Genomic DNA, 25,043 nt, shown 5'->3' on the forward strand with positions numbered 1-25,043 from the left:
GCCCGGTAGAGCGGACTGTTAGTCCGCTAGCCCCTCACCAAGCACACATTCCATCGGCTGATAAACCAGCCCCAGATACTCCCCCACCTCCCCCGCGACCCGGAACCCCAACCGCTCATAAACCGGCACCGAGCTCAACGACGCCCGCACCGTAACAACCTCGCCCCGCGCGCACTCCAGCAGCGCCGCCATCAGCGCCCGCCCAGCCCCCTGCCTCTGCCACCCCGGCGCCACGAACAGCGTCGCCACGTGCTGGCCACCCATCAGCTCGGCCACCCCGACAACCCGCCCTGCGGTCTCGAAGACAAACATGTCGTTGTCGTCGGACATGCGGTCGGCGAATCCGTTCATCGACACGATGCCGGTAAAGGTCTCAATCCCCAGCGGCGACAGCGACGGCGCCACCGCCTCCATGAAGGACGCCATGCACACTGCACTGGCCTGCTCCAGATCTGTGGCCCTTAGTCGTCGCACTGCCATTGGGGTGTCCTCCATGGAAATCGGTTTGAAACTGACATCTGCATGGTAGCTGGCATCGCGCAGATCGGATCTAGCAACCCTTGGATGGGTACGCCTTTAACGAAAGAAATGCCGTTCACGACGTGCTGGCGCAAGCATTCCTTACCAGTGCACAATTCCGCAATCAGACTGTTGACAGCCTTCGAGCGGCACGCGCAGGATCGCCCCGTCGTCGAACATTCGACGACCGGGATTGGCGTCCCGAGCGAAGGCGCACCAGCGCCCATCGACCGATGCACGGCGCTTTTTTTGCGTCGCTGCATCGGTCGAGGGCGATTGCCTGCCACTTCTACGGCGGGCGGTGCGCGGGGGCCCCAGGGCCCACCGGACCTTTGCCCGGCACGCCAACCGCGTACCGTCCGCCACCCTAATTGGCGTTAGGGCGGCGGACCCCAAACTGCAAAGGAAACTAGTCATGAACTCTGACAACCTCGCAGCCCCGACCCGCGTCACCGTCCACCTCGCTCACTACTTCGGCGATATCTCCGACTCGCTGGAATGGAACAGTTCGGCATGGGTCGACCTCGAGAAACGCCTGGCCGCCACTACGCGACCGCTCGATTCGCTGACCATCGGCGAGATCATGCAGGCCCTCGCTGAGACCCGCTGCGGAAGCTCCCCTGCTGCGGGCAACTTCGTCAAACGCATGATCGGCCAGCACGACCCCTCTCGACATGATCTGTTCCGCGTCATACGCAAGCTGTTTCGCATCTACGATCTGAGGATCATCGAACTGCTTGAGCTGATCGATGTGCTGGAACGCTGCCCTGGCACGGTGGAGGACATGCCGATAAAGAACCTCCTCGCGCTGATCGCCATCGTGGACATCGACGAAGAACCACTCGCTCCTTTGCCGATGAAAGAGAACGACTCGCCGAGCACCCACTAGCGCATTCGACGCGATGTCCGGCACGCCAGAGCATGTATGACTGCATCGTACGCATGAGAAACGACAATCATCGTCGCTTCTTCTAGCGTCAGCGTGCTGATCTGTCCAATTGCCTATGCGGTCACGACTAGGCCTAGCTAGCTTAGCTAGGCTCCGGTCATCCGATCAGGAAGCACCCGGAACGCATTGTGGGGTTGCGAGTGCGGCAATCATGGAGCTGTGGTGAAGCATCCGGTATGGCACAAGGAAGTAAGACTCCAACACCCTACCAACGGTTCGGAAGTGTTCGGGATTCTTCCAGAAATGTTGGTTCACCGAGGGCCGCGTTTCCCGGCTGGTCCCGTCTACCTGAAGTACGGCGCGCACCGTGGCCCTAATCGTGGTTTCGGATTTGAACACCTGTGGAAAGCGCACTTTCACCACATCGGGGACCACGATGTCGCACTCCTTGCGGTGCGAAAGCACGTTGCGGAGTGCCTGGCGGGACCAGTCACGGTGTTCTACCAGATGGAACCGCGCTTGGAGACAGTGAGATTCAGGGTAGGCAATGTGATCCTTGAACACATCAGCCGACCGGAGAGCCACTACTCCGTTGTGTCAGGAGGCTACTGCCGCGATGGCAAAGGAATTCAAATCGGGCGCGTCAGTCCGCAACGAACGAAAAAGGCCCCGTGAGGGGCCTTGTTTCGTGTTGGACGGCAATGACGCAGCTATCTCCTTAGCAGGCCTCTCGTGTCACCACGGAGGGGGGTCGGAGCATCCCAGCCAAGCTGGGCAATCATTGCAATGCTACTTGTCGTTTAGTAGCCGGGCCCTCTGCGGATGTAGCCTTAAACATCGACCAAGCAATCACCGCCGGCTCTTTGCCCATCACCAACGTCGGGAACTCTACCTCCAATCAGGGTGGCGCGCAACGCAGGCGCACCGGATGTGTGACCCACCGCTAATGTTCATTAATACCTGCATTAAGTTGCCATGAGCAATTCTGGCCAGCGTCGTCGGCACGCGTGGGCGCCAAAAGCGGTTGCGATCTGGCGCGAGAAACCCGTTCCGTAGGGTCACTCTGTGGAGTTCAGTTCCGACTGGGCCGGATGTCGCTAAAAGCGTCGAGCGCACTTTTCATGCTGAACCCGCGGCTAGGCGCTTTGGCCAGTGCTTCGGCGATATCCTCTGCCCGCACGGCCATACTTCCCTGCTTCTTTCGGCCAACGGGTGCGTGCCTGATAGCGTCATCGGGGCACTCCTTCGGAATGATCGTAAGAGGGTCATTCTTCATGGAATTCCATCGCCCAAGAAATGTAATAGAAATTGATTTTCTAACAGCTTCTGAACGTTGACCAGAGCTGAAAGCGCATCTAAATCCAACTATAGATTGCCAGCCCGCTCGATATCGCCGTCAACGAACATCTCGTCGGTGGCGAGGCGGTCCTCAGGAGCCAGGTAACCATGCGTCGCGTCGACGGCACTGCGGCAGATCTCGATGACGCGTTCGCCCTCCTGGGGCCGCGAACGTTCAATCGTCAACTTGGTTTTCTCCCGCACAATGCAACACCGCACAAACAAAAAAGGGCCCGCACCAGAAGTGCGAACCCTTGATCGTGTCACCAACAATGGTCGGGACGGCCGGATTTGAACCGACGACCCTCTGCCCCCCAGGCAGATGCGCTACCAGGCTGCGCTACGCCCCGATGTTGCTGGTGTTGTCCCCGCCTCTCAGCGGGCCGACGAGTATAACCGGTTTGATCGAAAAATGGTTCAGCGACGCAGCAGCTGGAGCACTTCTTCCAGCTCCATCCGCGTCTGCTTGATGATCTGGTTGCTCAGCGCCGATTCGTCGCGCGCGCCTGCACCTTCCAGGCGCAGACGGGCACCGCCGATGGTGTAGCCCTGTTCGTAGAGCAGGCCGCGGATCTGGCGCACCATCAGCACGTCGTGGCGCTGGTAGTAGCGGCGGTTGCCACGGCGCTTGGCCGGTTCCAGGCTGGGAAATTCGGTTTCCCAGTAGCGCAGCACGTGCGGCTTTACATCGCACAGCTCGCTGACTTCACCAATGGTGAAGTAGCGCTTGGCCGGTATCGGCGGAAGTTCGCGGTTACTGCCCGGATCCAGCATATGCCTCTACCCTTTCCTTGAGCTTCTGGCCCGGACGGAAGGTGACCACCGTACGGGCGGAAATCGGAATTTCCTCGCCGGTCTTCGGGTTGCGGCCGGGGCGCTGGTTCTTGCGCCGCAGGTCGAAGTTGCCGAAGCCGGAAAGCTTCACCTGACGTCCCTGTTCCAACGCTTCACGCAGTACATCGAAGAACGCGTCGACAAATTCCTTGGCTTCGCGCTTGTTCAGACCCACTTCGTCGAACAGCTTTTCGGCCATCTCAGCCTTGGTCAATGCCATTGCCTGCTACCCCCCATGCTGCCCGCTCAACCGCGGATCCGGGCGTGGTGTTCACGCTCCATTGCGGCCACCGCCTCGGTGACCACCGCATCCACGTCGCGGTCCGTCAGAGTGCGCGACTTGTCCTGCAAAATCAAGCCCATAGCGAGACTCTTGAAGCCCGGCTCGACCCCCTGGCCGACGTAGCGGTCGAACAGGGTCACCTGGCGCAGCAGCGGGCCCACGGCCCGGCGCAGGGTGGCTTCCAGGTCGGTCCAGGCGGCCGCTTCGGGCACCAGGAAGGCCAGGTCGCGGCGTACCGAGGGGAAACGGGACAGCTCGGTGGCGCGCGGCAGGCTGCGGGCGGCCAGCGGGGCCAGGTCCAGCTCCAGGCCGAACACGTCCACGTCGATGTCCATGGCCTTGGCCAGGCGCGGATGGATCTGGCCGATCCAGCCGATGCTGGCGCCATCGCGCAGCACCTCGGCCGAGCGCGCCGGGTGACCGTACGGGCGGGTGGAGGGCACGAAGCTGAGTGCGGCGCCGGAAGCGGCCGCCAGCGATTCCAGGTCGCCCTTGAGGTCATGGAAATCGACCTTGCGGGTGGCCAGGCCCCACTGCTGCGGGGTGGCATCGCCACACACGGCCACGGCCACGCGCTGGGTTTCCAGCGGGGCGGCGCCCTGCCCGGCCTGCGGGTGGAACACGCGGCCCAGTTCGAACAGGCGCACGGTGCCCTGCTGGCGCGCGGCATTGCGGCCCAGGGTGGCCACCAGGCCCGGCAGCAGCGCCGGGCGCATCACCGCCAGCTCGGCCGACAGCGGGTTGGCCAGGGCCACCACGTTGTCCTGCAGCTGCCACTGGGCCAGCAGGCCGGCGTCGACGAAGGCGTAGTTGATGGTTTCCTGCAGGTCGCGGGCCACCAGCTGGCGGCGCGTGCTCAGGTCGTCCAGGCGGGTTTCGCTGGGCATGGCGATCCGTGCGGCACCGCCCGGCAGGGTGGTGGGAATGCGCTCGTAGCCGTGGATGCGGGCCAGCTCTTCAATGAGGTCTTCTTCGATGGCGATGTCGAAGCGGCGGCTGGGCGCGGTGACCTGCCAGCCATCGGCGGCAGCGGCCACGTCCATGCCCAGCGCGCGCAGGATGCGCTCGACGTCGGCATCGGCAATCTGGATGCCCAGCACGCGGGCGATGCGCGCACGGCGCAGGCCGATGGTCGCGGTGGCGGGCAGGTCGCTTTCGCGCACGGCTTCGGTCACCGGGGCCGGGGTGCCGCCGGCCAGGTCCAGCACCAGGCGGGTGGCGTATTCAATTGCGGTGCGCGGCAGCGCCGGGTCCACGCCACGCTCGAAGCGGTGGCCGGCGTCGGTGTGCAGGCCCAGCTTGCGGCCACGGCCCATGATGGCGGCCGGCGCGAAGTGCGCGGCCTCCAGGAACACGGCGGTGGTGTCGTCGGTGACGCGGGTATCATGGCCGCCCATGATGCCGGCCAGGCCCACCGGGCGGTCGGCATCGGTGATCACCAGGAAGCCGTCATCCAGCGCGGCGTCGCGGCCATCCAGCAGCTTCAGGGTTTCGCCGGCGCGCGAACGGCGCACGGCGATGCTGCCCTGCAGGCTGCCCAGGTCGTAGGCATGCATCGGCTGACCCAGTTCCAGCATCACGTACTGGGTGATGTCGACCAGCAGCGACACCGGGCGCACGCCGCTGCGGCGCAGGCGCTCGGCCATCCACAGCGGGGTGGCGGCGCGCGGGTTCACGCCTTCGATCACACGGCCCAGGTAACGCGGCGCTTCGGCGCCGGCGTCGAGGGCGATGGTCAGTTCGCGGTTGCCCACGGCGGCGATCGGCGCGGGATTGAACGGCACCACTTCACTGGCGCACGCGGCGGCCACGTCGAAGGCGATGCCGCGCACGCTGAAGCAGTCGGCGCGGTTGGGGGTGAGCTTGATCTCGATGCTGGCGTCGGGCAGCCCCAGGTACTCCACCAGCGATTGGCCCACCGGGGCGTCATCGGGCAGCTCGAACAGGCCCGAGGCGTCGCTGTCCAGGCCCAGTTCCTTGGCCGAGCACAGCATGCCGTTGGAATCCACGCCGCGCAGCTTGGCCGCCTTGATGTTGAAGTCGCCGATCTTCGCGCCGATCATCGCCAGCGGCGCGACCAGGCCCGGGCGCGCGTTGGGCGCGCCGCACACGATCTGCAGCTGCTCGCCCTGCCCGGCATCGACCTGGCAGATCTGCAGGCGATCGGCTTCGGGGTGGCGCTCGGCGGTGACGATGCGCGCCACGACCACGTGGTCCAGGCTGGCGCCGAGGTCGGTGACCTCTTCAACTTCCAGACCGATGGCGGTCAGCACCGCGCTCAGCTCGTCGCGCGAGGCGGTGGTGGGAACGTGGCTGCGCAGCCAGTTTTCAGAGAATTTCATGGTGTCACCCTGGTGGGCCCGGCGCATGCGCCTGGGCCGTGATGAATGTCGTTCGGCGTTACGCGAATTGCTTGAGGAACCGCACGTCGTTCTCGAAGAACGCGCGCAGGTCGTTCACGCCGTAACGCAGCATGGCAAAGCGCTCCACGCCCAGGCCGAAGGCGAAGCCGGTGTAGCGCTCCGGGTCGATGCCGACGTTGCGCAGCACGTTGGGGTGGACCATGCCGCAGCCGAGCACTTCCAGCCAGCGGGTGCTGCCGTCGGGCTGCTGCCAGGCGATATCCACTTCCGCGCCCGGTTCCACGAACGGGAAGTAGCTGGGGCGGAAACGCATCTCGAAATCGCGTTCGAAGAACGCACGCACGAACTCGGACAGGGTGCCCTTGAGGTCGGCGAAGGTCGAATGCTCGTCCACCAGCAGGCCTTCCACCTGATGGAACATCGGCGAATGGGTCTGGTCGCTGTCGCTGCGGTACACCTTGCCGGCCGCGATCATGCGCAGCGGCGGCGCGTGGTCGCCCATGTAGCGCACCTGCACACCGGAGGTATGCGTGCGCAGCAGGCGGCCATCGCCGAAGTAGAAGGTGTCGTGCATGGCCCGCGCCGGGTGGTGCGGCGGGAAGTTCAGGGCTTCGAAGTTGTGCCAGTCGTCTTCGATTTCCGGGCCTTCGGAAAGCTCGTAGCCGAGGCGGCCGAAGATTTCGGTGATGCGCTCCAGGGTACGGGTCACCGGATGCAGGCCACCGCGTTCAGCGCGGCGCCCCGGCAGGGTGATGTCGATCGCTTCGGCGGCCAGGCGCGCGTCGAGCGCGGCGTTCTCCAGCACGGCCTTGCGTTCGCCCAGCGCGCGGGTCAGCGCGTCACGGGCCTGGTTGATGGCTTCGCCGGCGGCCTTGCGCTCGTCGGCCGGCAGTGCACCCAGCTGCTTGAGCTGTGCGGTGATGCTGCCGCTCTTGCCCAGCAGCGCCACGCGCAGGGCTTCCAGCGCATCGGGGCTCTGGGCGGCGGCCACGTCGGCCAGCGCCTGGGTGGTCAGGGATTGGATGTCACTCATGGATAGCCTGGACCTCGCGTCGGTATGCCTTCGCGATGCGCGCCGGGCCGACCCCCGTCGCCACCGCTGTCGGGACGGCACCCGGTTGGGCTGCCGCCGCCACAAAAAAGAATGGGGAAGGACTTGCGCCCTTCCCCATGCATTGCCTTACCCGCAGCCGTTGCGTTTGCACGGCAACGGCGGGGAGAGGACTTATGCCGCCAGCGCGCCCTTGGCCTTTTCGGCCAGTGCTGCAAAACCAGCTGCGTCGTGCACGGCGATATCGGCCAGGACCTTACGGTCCAGGGTGATACCTGCCTTGAGCAGGCCGTTCATGAAACGGCTGTAGCTCAGACCATTGATGCGGGCAGCCGCGTTGATGCGGGTGATCCACAGCGAACGGAAATTACGCTTCTTCTGCTTACGACCGATGTAGGCGTACTGCTGGGCCTTGATGACGGCCTGCTTGGCAACGCGGAACACCTTGCGGCGGGCGTTGTAGTAGCCCTTGGCCAGGGTCAGAATTTTCTTGTGGCGGCGACGCGCCTGTACGCCACGCTTTACTCGTGCCATGGGTCAGTCCTCAGAGGTAGGGAAGCATACGGTTCAAACGGCCTGCGTCTTCTGCACGAACATGGTTCGTCTGACGCAGATTGCGCTTCCGCTTGGTCGACTTCTTCGTGAGGATGTGGCTACGGTTGGCGTGGCCAGCCTTGAACTTACCGGAGGCGGTCTTGCGGAAACGCTTGGCCGCCGCCCGGTTGGTCTTGATCTTGGGCATTGCAATGTCCTTGATGATGTTTTGTCACTGACCAGGGCGGTGGCACTGCCACACTTTCCGTCCGTGCCCTTGCCTGCTTGTAAGCCCGGGATCCCCGTTGGGAACCAGGCCGGTCCTGTTGCCGTTGAAAAGCTTGAAACCGTTCAAAACAGCAGCCCCGCGAAAAAACGGGGTCGCCCATTATGCATGGGTTGGGGAACGGGTGCAAGCTGTTGATCAGGTGGGGTTTACCGGGTTTTGGGCCCGGAACCTGAACGAAACGGACGGTATTGCCGTCACAGCGACTGCGTGTCGCCGGCTGGGTCTCGCCGGCTCGGTGTCGCCCGACTGGGTGTCGCCGGCTCGGTCTCGCCGGCTGGGTAGAGCCGACTGTTAGTCGGCTGCCCTTGGCGGGATGGCGGGAAAGCAGCCGACTAACAGTCGGCTCTACCCCGTCGTACCCCGTAGTACCCCGTCGTACCCCGTAGTACCCCGTCGTACCGCCGTCGCCACCCCGCCGTCGCCCGCCCAGGAGCCGACGAACCGGGGGTTCCGCGCGGCCACGTTCGACGTGGCGCGCGTCGCGCCAGAGCGCGGTTACTTCTTCTTCGGCGCGATCATCATGACCATCTGCCGGCCTTCCAGGCGCGGGCGGGACTCGATCACGATGTCCTCGCCCAGATCGGCTTCGATCCGGTTGGCCATTTCGCGACCCAGTTCCTGATGGCTCATTTCACGACCACGGAAGCGGATGTTCACCTTGATCTTGTCACCCTCTTCCAGGAAACCGCGCATCTTGCGCAGCTTGATCTGGTAGTCGCCTTCATCGGTGACCGGGCGGAACTTCACTTCCTTGATCTCGACCTGCTTGGTCTTCTTCTTGGCCTCGTTGGCCTTCTTCTGCGCTTCGAACTTGAACTTGCCGAAGTCCATGATCTTGCACACCGGCGGATCAGCCTGCGGCTGAATCTCGACCAGGTCCAGACCTTCGTCTTCGGCCATCGACAGCGCTTCGTCACGCGTCAACACGCCAATCATTTCACCGTCACTGCCGATCACGCGTACGCGCGGCACCCGGATTTCCTGATTCTTGCGGTTCTGTTTGTTGTCAGGGGTACTGATATTGCAATCTCCCAGAGGAATCAAACCGGCCCTCGCGGATCATCCGCAGGGCCGGGACTTTCTTACACAGACTGTTCTGCCTGCAACCGCTCGACGAACGCCTGGACGGACATGCTGCCCAGATCCTCGCCCGAGCGCGTACGCACGGCTACGGCGCCATTTTCCTTCTCACGGTCGCCCACCACCAGCAGGTACGGGACCCGCTGCAGCGTATGCTCGCGAATCTTATAACCGATCTTCTCATTGCGCAAATCCGACGTTACCCGGAAGCCTTGATCTGCAAGGGTTTTCGTTACTTCCTGCACGTATTCAGCCTGGGCGTCGGTGATATTGGCCACCACCGCCTGGGTCGGGGCCAGCCAAGCCGGGAACTGGCCGGCATGGTGTTCGATCAGGATGCCGATGAAGCGCTCCATCGAGCCCACGATGGCCCGGTGCAGCATGACCGGGTGCTTCTTCTGGCTGTTTTCGTCCACGTACTCGGCGCCGAGGCGGCCGGGCATCATGAAATCGACCTGCATGGTGCCCAGCTGCCAGGTGCGGCCGATGGCGTCCTTGAGGTGGTATTCGATCTTCGGGCCGTAGAAGGCGCCCTCACCCGGCAGCTCCTGCCATTCCACGCCACAGCTGGACAGCGCCGAACGCAGCGCGGCTTCGGCCTTGTCCCAGGTGGCATCGTCGCCCAGGCGCGATTCGGGGCGCAGGGCGATCTTGATCTGGATCTCCTCGAAGCCGAAGTGCTGGTACACCGCCAGCGCCTGCTGGTGGAAGGCGGTCACTTCCGCTTCGATCTGCGATTCGGTGCAGAACACGTGGCCGTCGTCCTGGGTGAAACCACGCACGCGCAGGATGCCGTGCAGCGCGCCGGAGGGCTCGTTGCGGTGGCACGAACCGAACTCACCGTAGCGGATCGGCAGGTCGCGGTAGCTGTGCAGGCCCTGGTTGAATACCTGCACGTGGCCCGGGCAGTTCATCGGCTTGACGGCGTAGGTGCGCTTCTCCGATTCGGTGAAGAACATGTTGTCCTGGTAGTTGTCCCAATGGCCGGACTTCTTCCACAGGCTCACGTCCAGGATCTGCGGGCAGCGCACTTCGCCGTAGCCGCTCTTCTGGTAGACCTTGCGCATGTACTGTTCCACCACCTGCCACAGGGCCCAGCCCTTGGGGTGCCAGAACACCAGGCCCGGGGCCTCTTCCTGCAGGTGGAACAGGTCCTGCTGCTTGCCGATGCGGCGGTGGTCGCGCATTTCGGCTTCTTCGATGCGCTTGATGTAGGCCTCAAGCTGCTTCTTGTCGGCCCAGGCGGTGCCGTAGATGCGCTGCAGCTGCTCGTTCTGCGCATCGCCACGCCAGTAGGCGCCGGAAATGCGGGTCAGCTTGAAGGCCTTCAGGAAGCGCGTATTGGGCACGTGCGGGCCGCGGCACATGTCCACGTATTCCTGGTGGTAGTACATGCCCATGGCCTGGATGTCCGGCGACATGTCTTCGATCAGGCGCAGCTTGTAGTCCTCGCCACGGGCCTTGAAGATTTCGATCACTTCCGCGCGCGGGGTCATCTTCTTGACCACGTCGTAGTCCTGCGCGATCAGCTCGCCCATGCGCTTTTCGATGGCGGCCATGTCGTCCGGGGTGAACGGGCGCTCGGAGTGGATGTCGTAATAGAAGCCTTCGGCGATCACCGGGCCGATCACCATCTTGGCGTCCGGGTACAGCTGCTTGACCGCATGGCCAACCAGGTGCGCGGCCGAGTGGCGGATGATCTCCATGCCTTCCTCGTCCTTGGCGGTGATGATGCGCAGGCTCGCGTCGTGGTCGATGACGTCACTGGCATCGACCAGCCTGCCGTCCACCGAACCGGCGATGGTGGCCTTGGCCAGGCCGGCGCCGATCGACTGGGCGACGTCCATGACACTGACGGGGTTTTCGAACTCACGGCGGCTGCCGTCGGGAAGCGTGATCGCAATCATGGCTGGGGCTTTGTGCTGGTGGGCCTGCGGCGCAGGCCAGGTAAACGGGGTCGAGGGTGTCCGGGGCGCGCGGCCGGATAAAAGAAAAGCGCCATGAAGGCGCCTGGGCAAGGGGCCGTCATGACGTTCAGCGCTGGGCGGTGGTAGTGCTCATGTCGCACGCTGGACCGGCGCTGGGCGCGGGTCACCTTGTTGCCTCGAGGTGGATGCCTCGATCTTAAACCAAACGGCCGGGGAAGCCCAATCCCGGCGGCATTCGCCCGGTGGCCAGCACTACTGAACAGGCCGCTGTGGCGATTGAAAACGGCAATGATTACCATGCGCAGGTTGCCGCACCGCCCGGCCCGTCTTCGTTTCCAAGGATTTCCATGCCCTGCGCCGCCCCTTCGGCCCGCACGCCCCTGCCCCGCGCGGCGCGCCCATGCTGAGCGCCGATGCCCTGGCCCTGCTGTATTGCGCGCTGGCCGGCGCCGCCTCGGCCTTTTCGGCGCTGGCCTTCTATGCTGCCTCCCCGCACTGCCGCTGGCCCCGCCTGCGCCGCGCGGGGCGGCTGGGCCGCCAGCTCGGGCTGGTGGCGGCGGCCACCTCGCTGTGGCTGTGGATGGGCCAGTTGGGCTTTGCCACCGGCTTCTGCGTGACCCTCGGCGGCTGGATGCTCACGGCGATGGTGTTGCCCTATGTTGCTGCCTGGACGCGGCCGGATGCGGAGGCGCGGCGCTGATGTGGGCACGTGCACTGGCCGGCCTGCTGGCGGGCTTCTTCGTGGCTGCGGCCGTCACCGGGTTGATCACCTGGCTGCCGCCGGGTCCGTGGCAGTCGGTGATCGTGCCCGGCATGATCGCCTTCATTCCATTGTGGATGCTGGCCGCGCTGTGGGCCTTCGCGTTCCGCACCGGGCCGCGCGCGTGGGGGTGGCTGAGTGCCAGCGCCGCGTTCGGCTTCGGCCTGCTGTGGCTGCTGCGCCACTTCCATTGGGTGCAGTGAGGCCTATTCGATGAAATTCAGTTCGCTCACCCTGCGCACCTTCACCACCGTGCACACCTGGGTTGGCCTGGTGGCCGGCTTTGCGCTGTTCGTGGCGTTCTATGCCGGCGCCATCACCGTGTTCCACCATGACCTGCCGCTGTGGCAGTCGCCGCAGGGCATGGACCAGCCGGCGCAGACCCTGGACGATGCACAGCGGCTGCTCGATGGCGTGCTGGCCAAACACCCGGATGCGCGAAAGCACGTGGGCATGACCTTCCCCGGCGCGGAAACGCCACAGTCCATCGCGTACTGGCAGGATGCCAAGGGCACCTGGCTGTTTGCCTGGGCCGACCACGTGGATGGCAGCCCCACCCCGCCACAGGCCGGCCTGGCCGAGCTGGTCAACGAACTGCACTACACGCTGGGCCTGCCGGTGGCCGGCATCTACCTGATGGGCGTGGTCAGCCTGCTGTACGGGTTGGCGCTGCTGTCCGGGCTGGTGATCCACCTGCCCAAGCTGGTGGGCGACCTCTTCGCGCTGCGTCCGGGCCGCAACTTCAAGCAGATGTGGCAGGACGCGCACAACGTGATCGGCGTGCTCAGCCTGCCCTTCCACCTGCTGTTCGCGGTCACCGGTGCGCTGCTGTGCCTGATGTTCCTGCAGATGGCCGCGCTGAACCCGCTGATCTACGACGGCAAGCTGCTGGCGGCGCTGCCGGGGGCGACCGATACCGCGCCGATCCGCGCGCCCGCCAACGAGCCGGTGCGCGCCGGCAGCCTGGCGATGCTGCATGCGCGGGCGATCGCGGTGGCCAATGACAAGGGCCAGGCGGTGTTCGAACCGGCCTACCTGAAGCTGGCCAATGCCGGTGACCGCAACGCCGTGATGGAGATCACCGGCGATGGCGGCGTGTCGCTGGGCCCGCTGGGCGCGGTGGCGATGGATGCCAATACCGGCGATGTGCTGCACACCCAGCTGCCGGGGCATCGCGATGCCAACCACGCCACGTTGGCGGCGGCCTATGCGCTGCACTTCGGCGAATTCGGCAACGGGCTGGTGCCGTGGCTGTACTTCGTACTCGGCCTGGGCGGGGCGTTCCTGTTCTATTCGGGCAACCTGCTGTGGATCGAGTCGCGCCGCAAGCGCCGCCAGGCCACCCAGGGACGCGCGCAGGTGAACATGGCGCGGGCCACGGTAGGCGTGTGCATCGGGCTGTGCGTGGCGGTGTCGGCGGCGTTCGTGAGCGTGCAGCTGCTGGAGCACCTGGCCCCGGCCCATGCGGATGCGGGCATGCGCTGGACCTGCTTCCTGGTCTGGGGCGGCTGCGCCCTGTGGGCAGCGCTGCGCGCGCCGTCCAGGGCGGCGGTGGAGCTGCTGTGGGCGGCGGCGGCGGTGACCGCGCTGATCCCGGTGGTGCACGGTGCGATGAGCGGGCTGTGGCTGTGGACCAGCGCCGCGCGCGGCTACTGGCCGCTGTTCTGGGTGGACGGCGTGGCGCTGGCGATGGCGCTGGGCTTTGCCGCCATGGCGCGCGCAACGCAGCGCCGGGCGGTAAACGGCGACCCCAACAGCGTATGGGCGCACACGCGGGCGTAACGGACAAAGCGCGTGGCCCGCTTTGCATCGCCAGATGCAGGCTGGGTGCCGCTTTCAGAATTCTTCAGGCGTTCTTCCAGCACTTCAGACGCGGTGCTGGCGTAGTGGCACCTCACTTCCGAGGAGCGCCACCATGCCCCACCCCGCCCGTCGTTTCGCCGCACTGGTCCTGTCCATCACCGCTTGCCTGCCCATCGCGGCTCAGGCCGCCTCGCCGCGCCTCGACCCTGCCCCGCTCGCCGCGCTGGAGGCAGCCGTTGCCAGCGACGAGATCAAACAGGTCACCAGCGTGTTGTTGCTGGTGGATGGCACGGTGGCCTACGAACACTATTTCAACGGCGCCGATGCCGAAACGCTCAACGACGTACGCTCGGCCAGCAAAAGCGTGACCTCGCTGCTGGTGGGGGCGGCCATCGGCGACGGGCACCTGCCGGGCGTGCAGGCGCGTGTCTACGACTACTTCCCGGAGTTCACCGCGCAGCACCCGGTCGACCCCCGCCTGCGCGGCACCACGGTCGAAGACCTGCTCACCATGAGCAGCCTGTGGGAATGCGATGACCAGAATCAATTTTCCGCCGGCAACGAAGAGCGCATGTACGTGACCGAGCGCTGGCTGGACTTCGCGCTGGCGCTGCCGGTCAAGGGCTTCGCGCCCTGGATGAGCCGGCCGGAGGACAGCCCGCACGGCCGCGCGCACGCCTACTGCACCGCCGATTCGTTCGTACTGGGCGCGGTGCTGGAACGGGCCACGAAACTGCCGCTGGCCGACTACGCCGCGCAGGCGCTCGAACGCCCGCTGGGCATTACCCGCAGTCACTGGAACCGTTCCCCCGAAGGCATCGGCATGGGCGGCGGCGGCACTCGCTACCGCACCCGTGATCTGGCCCGGCTGGGCGAGCTGGTGCTGGCCGGGGGACGCTGGCAGGGCAAACAGCTGGTGCCTGCCGACTACATCGCGGCAATGATCCGCCCGCAGGCGCAGACCGACGACGGCAGCGACTACGGCTACCAGTGGTGGGGCCTGAAGCTGCCGGTGGACGGGAAGGAAACCACGGTGTGGGCGATGTCGGGCAACGGCGGCAACTATGTGTTCGTGATGCCGGAGAAGAAGCTGGTCGCGGTGGTGACCAGCAAGGCCTACAACCGCAGCTACGCCCATGCCCAGTCGCGCCGCGTGCTTACCGGGTTCCTGCTGCCGGCGTTGCGCTGAGGCCCTTCAGGTCATCGGGGCGCCAGGACGCTGCCAGTACCTGCGCCCGCTGCGCGGCCACGTCCGCTTCGATCCGGGCCAGCAGGCGCTCCCATCCGGGCGCCTGCCGAAGCGGGGCGAACAGCGGGGTGACCCGCAGCCACGCGGCGTCGCGGAAGCCGGCATCCACGGCGCGGTGCAGGTCGGCGATGGCCGCGCCTGCATCACCCTGCGCCTGGTGCAGCAGGGCACGTTCCACGGCCGCGTCCGACCAGCCGTCGTCAGCCTGCGCGGTCACCTCGCGCAGGCGCGCGGCAATCCATTCCGGGGACGGCGTGCCACTGCCCTGCTGCAGGCCGGCCAGGGTCGTTCCCAACGACTGCAGCGGGCGCAGCAGGCGTGCCTGCTCGAAGGCCTCTGCCGCACCTTGCCGGTCGCCACCCATCAACAGCAGTTCGCCGTGCAGGCGCAGCAGCTGTGGATGCGGGGTGCCGCGCGCGAGCGCCTGGTCCAGCGCCTGCCGCGCCTTGTCCTGCTCGCCCATGTTCATCAGCGCACGCGGCCATGCAATGTTGCTGAAGACATTGTCCGGGTACAGCTGGAAGTTGCGCGCATGGCGGCGTGCGGCGGCGTCGGTGAAGCCAAGCAGTTCCAGTTCGCGGGCGACCTGCACGTCGCGGAAGCGGATCCGCTCGGGCGCGCGCAGGCTGAGGTTGGCATTGAGCGCCTGCGCCAGGTGGCCCTGCTCCTGCTGCAGGTAGGCCAGCGAGGCGCGGGTGCGCTCATCGTCGGGATCGCGCAGCAGCGCCTGCTCGTAATCGGCAATCGCCTGCGGCATCGCGCCAAGGCAATCATGGGCGTACCCGCGCAGCGCATGCGCGGCGGCGTCGTCAGGGGCCGCCTGCAACACCTGCCCGGCCAGCTGCAGTGCCTCCTGCGCGTTCCCCGGCCTGCCGTTGAACAGGCAGGCATCGGCGGCCAATGCTCGCGCCAGGCCACGCCGTGCGGCGCTGGAATCGGGGTCGATCTGCAGCGCTTGGCGGTACAGGGTGATCGCACGCTCGTTGTTGCTGGCCTGGCCGATGCCGGCGTAATACGCGGCGCGTTGCAGCACCGGATCTGCGGGTGAGTGCGCCGCGTTGTCCGGCCGCTGGACGATGACGGCGATGATGCCGCCGGCAGCAGCCACGCCCGCCGCCAGCCAAGCCCATCGCGCGTGCAGCCTCCGTTGCGGCCCCTCCGGCGCCGCCGCAGGTGCGGCAGTTGCGGCGGTCACCGCAGCCGCCGCGGATGGCTCTACCGGCGCTGGTGGCGCCATCGGTGCGCACGCCTGGGGCGGCGCGCATAACTGGTAGCCCCGGCCGCGTACCGAGCGCACATAGCGCGGCCGGCGGCTGTCATCGCCCAAGGCCTGGCGCAGCAGCTTCACCCGCTGGCTGATCGCATCTTCACCCACCACGGCCGGCGCCCAGACCTCCCGCGCCAGCGTATCGAAGTCGACCAAATCGGTGCCGTGCTCCAACAGACAGTCCAGCAACCGCCAGCTCAGCCCGCTGACCGGCAGCACCGCATCACCGCGCCGCACCTGCTGCAAGGCGCGGTCGATGTGCAGGTCCAGCAGCTGAACGCTCGTCATGCCGGCAAGCATAGTGCAGGCTCGGCCCGGACGTTACACCCGATCACCGGGGAGCAATCCAGCGGTAGGGTCGGTTCCCGAACGACCGCCGATAGGGATGATCGGCAGGGCGACGAATGACCAACGAACGGAGAAATCCGGAAACGCGCGACTCCGTTTGACGGTCATGCGTCAATCGAGCAATCTCCGCTATCGGCAGTCGTTTGGGAACCGACCCTACCTGCTATCCCCCATCGGCATGCTTTCAGCGTGTAGCCGGCTTCACTTGAACGGTGCAGCCATGGCCTTCAACAGGCTGGCCTGGTCGTCATCGCCGGTCAGTTCCCAGGTGAACACGCCGCGCAGCTTCTGGTCCCTGGCGTAGTCCGCGCGCAGGCGAATCGAGTCCGTGTCTTCGTAGCTGATGAACACCTTGTCGGCGGCGTTGTACAGCCACGGCGTCTGCGCCACCGGGTGCCAGTGCCGCTGCCAGCCGGGCTTGTCGAGGAGTTCCTGCTTGATGCGGCGCCAGTCACCGGCATCGAACGGGGCGCTGTAGGGCTGGTACAGGCCATCGGCAGATTCGGTGGTCACCTTGAAGCCGCGCCCGTAGAACGGCACGCCCAGCACCAGCTTGTCGTTGGGCACGCCATGCTGGCGGTAATACTCCACCGCGCCTTCCACGCTGTTCCAGCGGCGCTGCTCCGGTGCGAGCGGGTCCTGCGGCACTTCGCGCAGCGGCGCGTTGAAGGTGGACACCTTGGAGAAGCCCGTGCCCATGTCGTAGCTCATCAGGTTGATGAAATCGAGCGCCTGGCCCAGTTCCTTCAACTCGTAACTGAGCGCCGGGTCGTAAGGACCGTCGGTCTGCACGCGGCCGGCCGGCAGTGCGGCGGTCAGCAGCCGATGCGGACCTTTGCCGTCGTCCAGCGCATCGAGCTGGCGGCGGAACTCCTGCACCAGCAGGGTCATGTTGTGGCGGTCTTCAGGACGGTCGGTGATCTCCAGCGGGCCACCGGAGACCGGGAATTCCCAGTCAATATCCACGCCGTCGAAACTGCCGCGATGCTGCTCGAAGAACATCGCCACGCACGATCGCACGAAACGGTCGCGGCTCTGTGCCGTAAGCGCTGCATCGGAGAAGCCGCCGGCGTTCCAGCCGCCGATGGAGATCATGGTGTGCAGCTGCGGGTGTTCGCGCTTGAGCGCGGCCAGCGCCTTGAAGTGCGCTGCAGCGCCGTCGTCCACCACGCACTTGCCGTCGTCGATGCGCGCAAACGCGTAGAACAGATGGGTCAGCGTATCGGCGGGAATGGACGCCACTGGATAGCGCTCGGCCGAACCGCCCGGATAGTAGGCCCCAATCACCGCATTCGAAGCCGGTGCGGCGTGGCTCGCGATGGGCAGCGCGAGCGCGATGGCGGCGCCCAGCAGGGAAGTAGACAGAGGGGACATGGCGACTCCGTGGATCACGATGGGCCAACGTTATCAAGGCGCGCACGGTCTTGGTTGGATGTCCTGCGAATCTGTCCGGCGGACATCTTCTGGCGCCGCTAATGGGAAACGTATTGACTTGCGACAGGCAAAAAAAACGGGCCCGAAGGCCCGTTTTTTTTCAGGGGGTGACGACCAACGGTCGTCACCTACCTTGGTGTTGCGGTCGATTATTCGGCCGAGGCGCCTTCGCCTTCCTCGACGGCCTTCATCGACAGGCGGATACGGCCCTGCTTGTCGACTTCCAGCACCTTGACCTTGACCACGTCGCCTTCCTTCAGCTTGTCGCCGACCTTCTCGACGCGCTCGCTGGAGATCTGCGAGACGTGGACCAGGCCGTCCTTGCCCGGCAGGATGGTGACGAACGCGCCGAAGTCCATGATCTTGGCGACCTTGCCTTCGTAGATGCGGCCCGGCTCGACGTCCGAGGTGATCTGCTCGATGCGGGCCTTGGCAGCCTGCGCAGCGATGGCATTGACCGAAGCGATGACGATGGTGCCGTCGTCCTGGATGTCGATCTGGGTGCCGGTTTCCTTGGTGATGGCCTGGATGGTGGAACCACCCTTGCCAATCACTTCGCGGATCTTGTCCGGGTGGATCTTGATGGTCAGCAGGCGCGGCGCGTAGTCCGACAGCTCCTGGCGCGGCGCGGTCAGGCCGTGGGCCATTTCACCCAGGATGTGCAGACGGCCGGCCTTGGCCTGCTGCAGTGCCTGCTTCATGATTTCTTCGGTGATGCCTTCGATCTTGATGTCCATCTGCAGGGCGGAGATGCCCTCAGCGGTACCGGCAACCTTGAAGTCCATGTCGCCCAGGTGATCTTCGTCACCCAGGATGTCGGACAGGACGACGAAGCGCTCGCCTTCCTTGACCAGGCCCATGGCGATACCGGCAACCGGCGACTTCACCGGCACGCCGGCGTCCATCAGGGCCAGCGAGGAACCGCAGACCGAGGCCATCGACGAGGAACCGTTCGACTCGGTGATTTCCGAGACGACGCGGATGGTGTACGGGAAGGCTTCCAGCGACGGCATCACTGCCAGCACGCCGCGCTTGGCGAGGCGGCCGTGGCCGATTTCGCGACGCTTCGGGCCCATCATGCGGCCGGTCTCACCCACCGAGTACGGGGGGAAGTTGTAATGGAACAGGAAGTTGTCCTTGTACTCACCGGACACGGCGTCGATCACCTGGCCGTCGCGGGCGGTACCCAGCGTGATGGTCACGATGGCCTGGGTCTCACCACGGGTGAACAGCGAGGAGCCGTGCACGCGCGGCAGGATGCCGGTCTTGACGGCGATCGGGCGGACGGTGTCCAGCGCGCGACCGTCGATGCGGACCTTGGTGTCGAGCACCGAGTTGCGCATGGTGCTGTATTCCAGCTCGCCGAATTCCTTCGACAACTCGGCCGGGTTCCAGCCTTCAGCGGCCACGCGGCCTGCCAGCGACTCGACCACGTCCTTCTTGATCGCCGAGATGGCGTCACGGCGCTGCAGCTTGTCGCGCACCTGGAAGGCTTCGCCCAGGCGCGGGCCGATGGCTTCCTGCAGGGCGCTGATCAGCACGTCGTTCTTGGCCGGGGCGACCCAGGTCGACGGCTTGGTGCCGGCTTCCACGGTCAGCTCGTTGATGGCGTTGATGACCTTCTGCATTTCGCGGTGACCGAAGGTCACGGCGCCCAGCATCACGTCTTCGGAAAGCAGCGCGGCTTCGGATTCAACCATCAGCACGGCGTTGGCGGTACCGGCCACAACCAGTTCCAGCTCCGAATCCTTCAGTTCGGTCACGGTCGGGTTGAGGATGTACTCACCGTTCTTGTAACCCACCTTGGCAGCGGCGATCGGACCCTTGAACGGGGTACCGGCCAGCGACAGCGCAGCCGAGGCGCCGATCAGCGCGGCGATGTCGCCGTCGATGTCCGGGTTCAGCGACATGACCGTGGCGATGATCTGCACTTCGTTCTTGTAGTCTTCCGGGAACAGCGGACGGATCGGACGATCGATCAGGCGCGAGATCAGCGTTTCCTTTTCGGTCGCACGGCCTTCGCGCTTGAAGAAGCCACCCGGGATACGGCCACCGGCGTAGAACTTCTCCTGGTAATCACAGGTCAGCGGGAAGAAGTCCTGGCCCTCACGCGCGCTCTTGGCAGCCACGGCGGAGACCAGCAGCACGGTGTCGTCGAACTTGACGATGACGGCGCCACCGGCCTGACGGGCGATTTCGCCGGTTTCAAGCGTGACGGTGTGCTTGCCGTACTGGAAGGTTTTGGTGATTTTTGCCACGGGGGATGTCCTTGGGGAAATGCTGTCTTCGAATGGACCGCGGGCGACCCTTGCCGCCGACGGGTGACCGGAAGTCCGGTCCTGGCGTTTGATGCGGTACTACCAAAACAAAACCGCGGCGCATTCCTGCGCCGCGGTCGGGATTCTTGCTTAGCGACGCAGGCCGAGCTTTTCGATCAGGGCCTTGTAACGAACGGCGTCTTTCTTCTTCAGGTAGTCCAGCAGGCTGCGGCGGCGGTTGACCATCTGCAGCAGACCGCGACGGCTGTGGTGATCCTTCTTGTGGGTCTTGAAGTGGCCGGTCAGCAGTTCGATGCGGGCGGTGAGCAGGGCAACCTGGACTTCCGGGGAGCCGGTATCGGCCGAGCTGCGCTTGTTGTCTTCAATGACCTTCTGGGTGTCGATCGACATATCTGTTTTCTCTTGGATGCGTGGCCCGCAGAAACGCCCCATTGGCGTACCGCGCGACTCGCCGTTAACGAAAGGATGAACCCGCAGACGCGGGAAAGCCTGAAAAGGCCGCGAAATTGTAACGGTCGCGGCCTCCCGGGACAAGCGCCGGGTAGGTCCGGGTCAGAGGTTGAAGCGGCGCTGGGGGGACAGCCGGCCGGTCGGGTCGACCTCGCCAAGCCCCTGGATGCGGTCCTCCGGGCCATACACGGCCACGGTACCGGGCGGCCAGGCCGGATCGCGCAGGCGCTGGCCCACGCAGAAGCGCGGCGCCTGTTCAGCATCCAGATCGACCCGAGGATAGTCGGCCAAGCCGGCCGCCAACGGCAGCAGCAATGCCTCCATGGCAGGCTCGTCGCCCTGCTCCGCCAAGGCGCGCAGGGTGTCCAGGCTGACCATGGGGGCGTCGCGGAACGGGTCCACCCAGAGCCGGCGCAGGCCGGCAATGTGCGCACCACAGCCCAGCGCTTCGCCCAGGTCGCGGGCCAGGCTGCGGATGTAGGTGCCTGAACCGCAGGTCACGCGCAGCGACAGCCGGGTCGGCTGCTGGTCCAGGATCTCGATGGCATGGACCTCCACATCGCGTTCGGGCGCGTCGATGGTCTCGCCCCGGCGGGCCTTCAGGTACAGCGGTTCACCCCCCTGCTTGAGCGCCGAGAAAATCGGGGCACGCTGACGTATCCGGCCCTTCAGGGGGGCCAGGGCCACTTCAAGCTGCTCGCGGCTGATAGCCGGTACCGCGCGCTCCAGCAACACGCTGCCGTCGGCATCGTCGGTATCGGTGGTCTGGCCCAGCACGATGTCGGCGTCATAGGCCTTGGCCGCGCCCAGCAGCAGGCCGGCGATCTTGGTGGCTTCACCGAAGCACAGCGGCAACAGGCCGGTGGCCAGCGGGTCCAGGCTGCCGGTGTGGCCGCCCTTCTCGGCGCGGAACAGGCGGCGGGCCACCTGCAGCGCGGCGTTGGAGCTCATGCCGGTGGGCTTGTCGAGCAGGAGAATGCCGTCCAGGCGACGGAAGGTGATTCGGGTCATGGTGTTTCGCCGGGATTGGTCGTGCAGGCACGCAGGGCGGGCCATACAGGACAACAGCCCTTGCGGGCTGTTGGTTTATTCGGGTTTGTCTTCGCCGTCGTCGCCGTCGTCGCCGTCTTTGGCGTTGCGGCTCTTTTCGGCCGCGAGCGTGTCGGGCAGGTCGCGCAGGAGGTTGTCGATGTGCTCGCCACGGTCGACCGAATCGTCGTAGTGGAAGTGCAGCTCCGGCACGTGGCGCAGCTTCATGGCCTTGGCCAGGTCCATGCGCAGCTCCCAGGCCAGCTCCTTGAGCCCCTTCATCGCTTCGGCCGAACGTTCCGGCATCAAAGCGGTGACGAAGATCTTGGCATGGGCCATGTCACGGGTGACTTCGACGTCGGAAACGCTCACCGAGGGCAAGCCGTGTACACGCACGAGGTTATGCACGAGCGTACCCAGCTCACGGCGGATCTGGGCGGAAACACGGTCGGTTCGATGGAAGGTTTTCGGCACGGGGAACTCTTCAATATTCGGATGGGCGGGTCACGACCAACGGTCGTGACCTACCGGTGGGACCGGGACCAGGCGGACGGGTCCCGAGACCTGGCAGGGCCCGACCGTTGGTCGGGCCGCTTCCACATTACAGGGTGCGCGGCACTTCGATACGCTCGAAGCACTCGATCTGGTCGCCCGGCTTCACATCGTTGTAAGCCTTCACGCCGATACCGCATTCGGTACCGTTGCGGACTTCCTCGACGTTTTCCTTGAAGCGACGCAGCGATTCCAGCTCGCCTTCGAACACCACCACGCTGTCGCGCAGGACGCGGATCGGCTTGCTGCGCTTGACCGTACCTTCGATGACCATACAGCCGGCCACGGCACCGAACTTGGAGCTGCGGAACACGTCGCGCACCTGGGCGATACCGATGATCTCTTCGCGGATTTCCACGCCGAGCAGGCCGGATGCCACCTGCTTCACCTGATCGATCACGTCATAGATGATCGAGAAGTAACGCAGGTCCACGCCGTTGGATTCAATGATGCGGCGGGCGGAAGCATCCGCACGCACGTTGAAGCCGATCACAGTGGCCTTGGAGGCCACGGCCGAGTTGGCGTCGGATTCGGTGATGCCGCCCACGCCGGAGTGGATCACGTTGATGCGGATGTCGTCGTTGGACAGCGCGACCAGTGCCTGGCTCAGCGCCTGCACCGAACCCTGCACGTCGGCCTTGATCACCAGGTTCAGCACCTGCTGGCCATCGCCCTTGCCCAGGGTTGCCATGATGTCTTCCATGCGGCTGCCGGCCGACTGCACCAGGCGCGATTCACGGCGCTTGGTTTCGCGCTGCTGCGCGACGTCCTTGGCCAGGCGCTCGTCCTCGACCACCACGAAGTCATCGCCCGCATCCGGCACGCCGGACAGACCCAGCACCTGCACCGGGATGGACGGGCCGGCCTGGTCGGGCTGCTTGCCGGTCTCGTCGAACAGTGCGCGCACGCGGCCGTACTGGATACCGCAGACCAGGTAGTCGCCCTTCTTCAGCGAACCCTGCTGCACCAGCACGGTGGCGATCGGGCCGCGGCCCTTGTCCAGCGAGGACTCGATGACCACGCCGCTGGCGCGGCCTTCGGCCACGGCCTTCAGTTCCAGCAGTTCAGCCTGGATGGAAATGGCGTCCAGCAGTTCGTCGATGCCCATGCCAGCCTTGGCCGAGATCTCGACCATCTGGATGTCGCCACCGAAGTCTTCGGCCACGACCTGCTCGGTGAGCAGTTCGTTCTTGACCCGCATCGGGTCCGCGCCGGACTTGTCCATCTTGTTGATCGCCACGATCAGCGGCACACCTGCCGAGCGGGCGTGCTGGATCGCTTCCTTGGTCTGCGGCATGACGCCGTCGTCAGCAGCCACCACCAGCACCACGATGTCGGTCAGCTTGGCACCGCGGGCACGCATCGAGGTAAACGCGGCGTGGCCCGGGGTATCCAGGAAGCTGATGACGCCCTTGGGCGTTTCGACGTGGTACGCACCGATGTGCTGGGTGATGCCGCCGGCTTCGCCGGTGGCTACCTTGGTGCGGCGGATGTAATCCAGCAGCGAGGTCTTGCCGTGGTCGACGTGGCCCATGATGGTGACCACCGGCGGACGCGCAACGGCTTCGCCCTGCTCGCCTTCGTTCAACGCCAGCAGCGCGTCTTCGGCGTCGTTGGTGTTGGCACGGATCACGTTGTGGCCGAGTTCTTCGGTCACCAGCGCGGCGGTGTCGTGGTCGATGGTCTGGGTGATGGTGGCCATCACGCCCATCTTGAACAGCGCCTTGACCACATCGCCGCCCTTGACGGCCAGCTTCTGGGCCAGGTCGGCCACGGTGATGGTGTCGCCAATGGTGACGTCACGCACGATCGGTGCGACCGGACGTTCGAAACCATGGGCACCACCGCCACTGCGCGACTGGTTGCTGTCACGGCGGCCGCCGTGCTGGGTGCGACCGGTCGGGCGACCGCGCGAGTTGCTGTTGTTGCCACGGCGCGCGCGATCGGCGGCCGACAGGTGCAGCTGACCGGCAAAGCGGTTGCCACCATCGTCGTCGCGCTTGGAGCCCGGGCGGTTGTTGTTGTTCGAGTTGCGGTCGTCCGCACGTGCGGCCGGACGTGCCGGTGCAGGCGTAGACGGACGCGCGGCACGGGCCGGCGCTTCGCTGGCGGCCGGGCGCGGCGCGGCTACCGGTGCCGGCGGGGCGTTCTTCGCCGCTTCCGCAGCGGCTTCGGCAGCCTTGCGCTCGGCTTCGGCGCGTTCCTTGGCGTCGATCTCTTCCTGGCGCTTGCGTGCGATTTCCTCATCGCGCGCACGGTCCTTCTCGGCCAGTGCACGCTGCTCGTCCAGATTGCGCTGGCGGGATTCCTCCAGCTTGCGCAGGATGTCGGCGCGTTCCTCATCCGGCGTCATCGCCTTGCCACTGGCGTCCTTGGTGTAGGTGCGCTTCTGGCGCACTTCAACATTGACGGTGGTCTTGCTGCGGCCGGCGCTGACGGTCACTTCCTGCAACTTGCGACGGTTGAGGGTGATCTTCTTTGCAGCTTCGTCGGCACTTTCGACGGGCTGCTCGGTCTTGCCATGCGAACGACGAAGGAAGCCCAGGAGCTTCACCTTCTCGGTGCTGGTCACGACCTGGTCGGGACCGCTGAACTTCATGCCGGCCTCGGCAAGCTGTTCAAGCAGTTTTTCGACCGGCGTATTGACCAGTTCGGCAAGCTTGCGGATGGTGGTTTGCTGCGACATTCGGATCCTATGATCTGGTTGGCGCTCCTCCGAAACGGGCGAAGGCAGCGCGGAGTCTAAGCCCTGATCGGGTCAGGG

At 65.5% G+C, this 25,043-nt stretch carries 22 protein-coding genes and 1 tRNA gene; 5 read left to right on the forward strand and 18 right to left on the reverse strand.

The genetic code is table 11. From position 1 onward, the window contains the following. Positions 1 to 18 precede the first annotated feature (18 nt). Positions 19 to 426, reverse strand: coding sequence for a GNAT family N-acetyltransferase (locus AC06E7_RS00510; protein WP_478062431.1), 408 nt, complete (start codon positions 424 to 426; stop codon positions 19 to 21). A 508-nt stretch (positions 427 to 934) separates the two neighbouring features. Here AC06E7_RS00510 and AC06E7_RS00515 point away from each other — a divergent pair. Then, on the forward strand, positions 935 to 1,408 hold the full coding sequence (locus AC06E7_RS00515) for a hypothetical protein (protein ID WP_478062433.1): 474 nt from the start codon (positions 935 to 937) through the stop codon (positions 1,406 to 1,408). A gap of 1,365 nt (positions 1,409 to 2,773) precedes the next feature. On the opposite strand, the gene AC06E7_RS00520 is transcribed toward AC06E7_RS00515, so the two are convergent. The 10 genes from AC06E7_RS00520 to thrS all read right to left on the reverse strand — a co-directional run bounded on the left by AC06E7_RS00520 (position 2,774) and on the right by thrS (position 11,087). Then, a complete protein-coding gene (locus tag AC06E7_RS00520; RefSeq protein WP_306987993.1) occupies positions 2,774 to 2,932 on the reverse strand; it encodes a GNAT family protein in 159 nt (52 codons plus the stop codon). A gap of 87 nt (positions 2,933 to 3,019) precedes the next feature. After that, positions 3,020 to 3,096 (reverse strand) — tRNA-Pro (locus AC06E7_RS00525). Positions 3,097 to 3,163: 67 nt separating this feature from the next. After that, positions 3,164 to 3,520 (reverse strand): MerR family transcriptional regulator, encoded by a 357-nt coding sequence (locus AC06E7_RS00530; RefSeq protein ID WP_068853353.1) that lies wholly within the window; start codon positions 3,518 to 3,520, stop codon positions 3,164 to 3,166. Beyond that, positions 3,501 to 3,800 (reverse strand): integration host factor subunit alpha, encoded by a 300-nt coding sequence (locus AC06E7_RS00535; RefSeq protein WP_005410432.1) that lies wholly within the window; start codon positions 3,798 to 3,800, stop codon positions 3,501 to 3,503. The genes AC06E7_RS00530 and AC06E7_RS00535 overlap by 20 nt, the downstream gene beginning before the upstream one ends. 26 nt (positions 3,801 to 3,826) lie before the next feature. Continuing rightward, positions 3,827 to 6,205 (reverse strand): phenylalanine--tRNA ligase subunit beta, encoded by a 2,379-nt coding sequence (gene pheT, locus AC06E7_RS00540; RefSeq protein WP_478062435.1) that lies wholly within the window; start codon positions 6,203 to 6,205, stop codon positions 3,827 to 3,829. 58 nt (positions 6,206 to 6,263) lie between these two features. Further along, complete coding sequence (locus AC06E7_RS00545; RefSeq protein WP_068853355.1) at positions 6,264 to 7,259, reverse strand: phenylalanine--tRNA ligase subunit alpha; 996 nt, start codon at positions 7,257 to 7,259, stop codon at positions 6,264 to 6,266. Between the two features lie 192 nt (positions 7,260 to 7,451). After that, positions 7,452 to 7,811, reverse strand: a complete 360-nt coding sequence (rplT, locus tag AC06E7_RS00550) for a 50S ribosomal protein L20 (protein ID WP_003484828.1) — start codon at positions 7,809 to 7,811, stop codon at positions 7,452 to 7,454. 10 nt (positions 7,812 to 7,821) lie between these two features. Next, on the reverse strand, positions 7,822 to 8,019 hold the full coding sequence (rpmI, locus tag AC06E7_RS00555; protein ID WP_017355265.1) for a 50S ribosomal protein L35: 198 nt from the start codon (positions 8,017 to 8,019) through the stop codon (positions 7,822 to 7,824). A 576-nt stretch (positions 8,020 to 8,595) separates the two neighbouring features. Then, complete coding sequence (gene infC, locus AC06E7_RS00560) at positions 8,596 to 9,135, reverse strand: translation initiation factor IF-3 (RefSeq protein WP_026070650.1); 540 nt, start codon at positions 9,133 to 9,135, stop codon at positions 8,596 to 8,598. A 47-nt stretch (positions 9,136 to 9,182) separates the two neighbouring features. After that, positions 9,183 to 11,087 (reverse strand): threonine--tRNA ligase, encoded by a 1,905-nt coding sequence (gene thrS / locus AC06E7_RS00565; protein WP_478062452.1) that lies wholly within the window; start codon positions 11,085 to 11,087, stop codon positions 9,183 to 9,185. Positions 11,088 to 11,508: 421 nt separating this feature from the next. Between thrS and AC06E7_RS00570 the strand changes: the two genes are divergently transcribed. The 4 genes from AC06E7_RS00570 to AC06E7_RS00585 all read left to right on the forward strand — a co-directional run bounded on the left by AC06E7_RS00570 (position 11,509) and on the right by AC06E7_RS00585 (position 14,860). After that, positions 11,509 to 11,808, forward strand: a complete 300-nt coding sequence (locus tag AC06E7_RS00570; RefSeq protein ID WP_068853359.1) for a hypothetical protein — start codon at positions 11,509 to 11,511, stop codon at positions 11,806 to 11,808. Further along, entirely contained in the window at positions 11,808 to 12,071 is a 264-nt protein-coding gene (locus AC06E7_RS00575; RefSeq protein ID WP_068853362.1) for a hypothetical protein, read from the forward strand. Before AC06E7_RS00570 ends, AC06E7_RS00575 begins: the two co-directional genes overlap by 1 nt. Positions 12,072 to 12,081: 10 nt before the next feature. Then, positions 12,082 to 13,650 carry a PepSY-associated TM helix domain-containing protein gene (locus AC06E7_RS00580; protein WP_478062454.1) on the forward strand — a complete coding sequence of 523 codons (1,569 nt, stop codon included), beginning with the start codon at positions 12,082 to 12,084 and terminating at the stop codon, positions 13,648 to 13,650. Between the two features lie 133 nt (positions 13,651 to 13,783). Continuing rightward, complete coding sequence (locus tag AC06E7_RS00585; protein WP_478062456.1) at positions 13,784 to 14,860, forward strand: serine hydrolase domain-containing protein; 1,077 nt, start codon at positions 13,784 to 13,786, stop codon at positions 14,858 to 14,860. Here AC06E7_RS00585 and AC06E7_RS00590 read toward each other — a convergent pair. The 7 genes from AC06E7_RS00590 to infB all read right to left on the reverse strand — a co-directional run bounded on the left by AC06E7_RS00590 (position 14,829) and on the right by infB (position 24,965). After that, positions 14,829 to 16,475 (reverse strand): winged helix-turn-helix domain-containing protein, encoded by a 1,647-nt coding sequence (locus tag AC06E7_RS00590; RefSeq protein WP_478062458.1) that lies wholly within the window; start codon positions 16,473 to 16,475, stop codon positions 14,829 to 14,831. The two genes, AC06E7_RS00585 and AC06E7_RS00590, sit on opposite strands and share 32 nt — an antisense overlap. A 261-nt stretch (positions 16,476 to 16,736) precedes the next feature. Beyond that, a complete protein-coding gene (locus AC06E7_RS00595; protein WP_478062459.1) occupies positions 16,737 to 17,909 on the reverse strand; it encodes a glycoside hydrolase family 18 protein in 1,173 nt (390 codons plus the stop codon). A 209-nt stretch (positions 17,910 to 18,118) separates the two neighbouring features. After that, positions 18,119 to 20,227 (reverse strand): polyribonucleotide nucleotidyltransferase, encoded by a 2,109-nt coding sequence (gene pnp / locus AC06E7_RS00600; protein ID WP_068853377.1) that lies wholly within the window; start codon positions 20,225 to 20,227, stop codon positions 18,119 to 18,121. Between the two features lie 150 nt (positions 20,228 to 20,377). Beyond that, positions 20,378 to 20,638 (reverse strand): 30S ribosomal protein S15, encoded by a 261-nt coding sequence (gene rpsO, locus AC06E7_RS00605; RefSeq protein WP_068853379.1) that lies wholly within the window; start codon positions 20,636 to 20,638, stop codon positions 20,378 to 20,380. 162 nt (positions 20,639 to 20,800) lie between these two features. After that, positions 20,801 to 21,709: a tRNA pseudouridine(55) synthase TruB gene (gene truB / locus AC06E7_RS00610; protein ID WP_478062461.1), complete on the reverse strand. Its 909-nt coding sequence runs from the start codon at positions 21,707 to 21,709 to the stop codon at positions 20,801 to 20,803. Between the two features lie 75 nt (positions 21,710 to 21,784). Further along, positions 21,785 to 22,201: a 30S ribosome-binding factor RbfA gene (rbfA, locus tag AC06E7_RS00615; protein WP_217537262.1), complete on the reverse strand. Its 417-nt coding sequence runs from the start codon at positions 22,199 to 22,201 to the stop codon at positions 21,785 to 21,787. Between the two features lie 127 nt (positions 22,202 to 22,328). Beyond that, on the reverse strand, positions 22,329 to 24,965 hold the full coding sequence (infB, locus tag AC06E7_RS00620) for a translation initiation factor IF-2 (protein ID WP_478062463.1): 2,637 nt from the start codon (positions 24,963 to 24,965) through the stop codon (positions 22,329 to 22,331). Between the last annotated feature and the right edge of the window lie 78 nt (positions 24,966 to 25,043).

It is taken from the genome of Stenotrophomonas sp. Steno-Z4, from assembly GCF_056393145.1.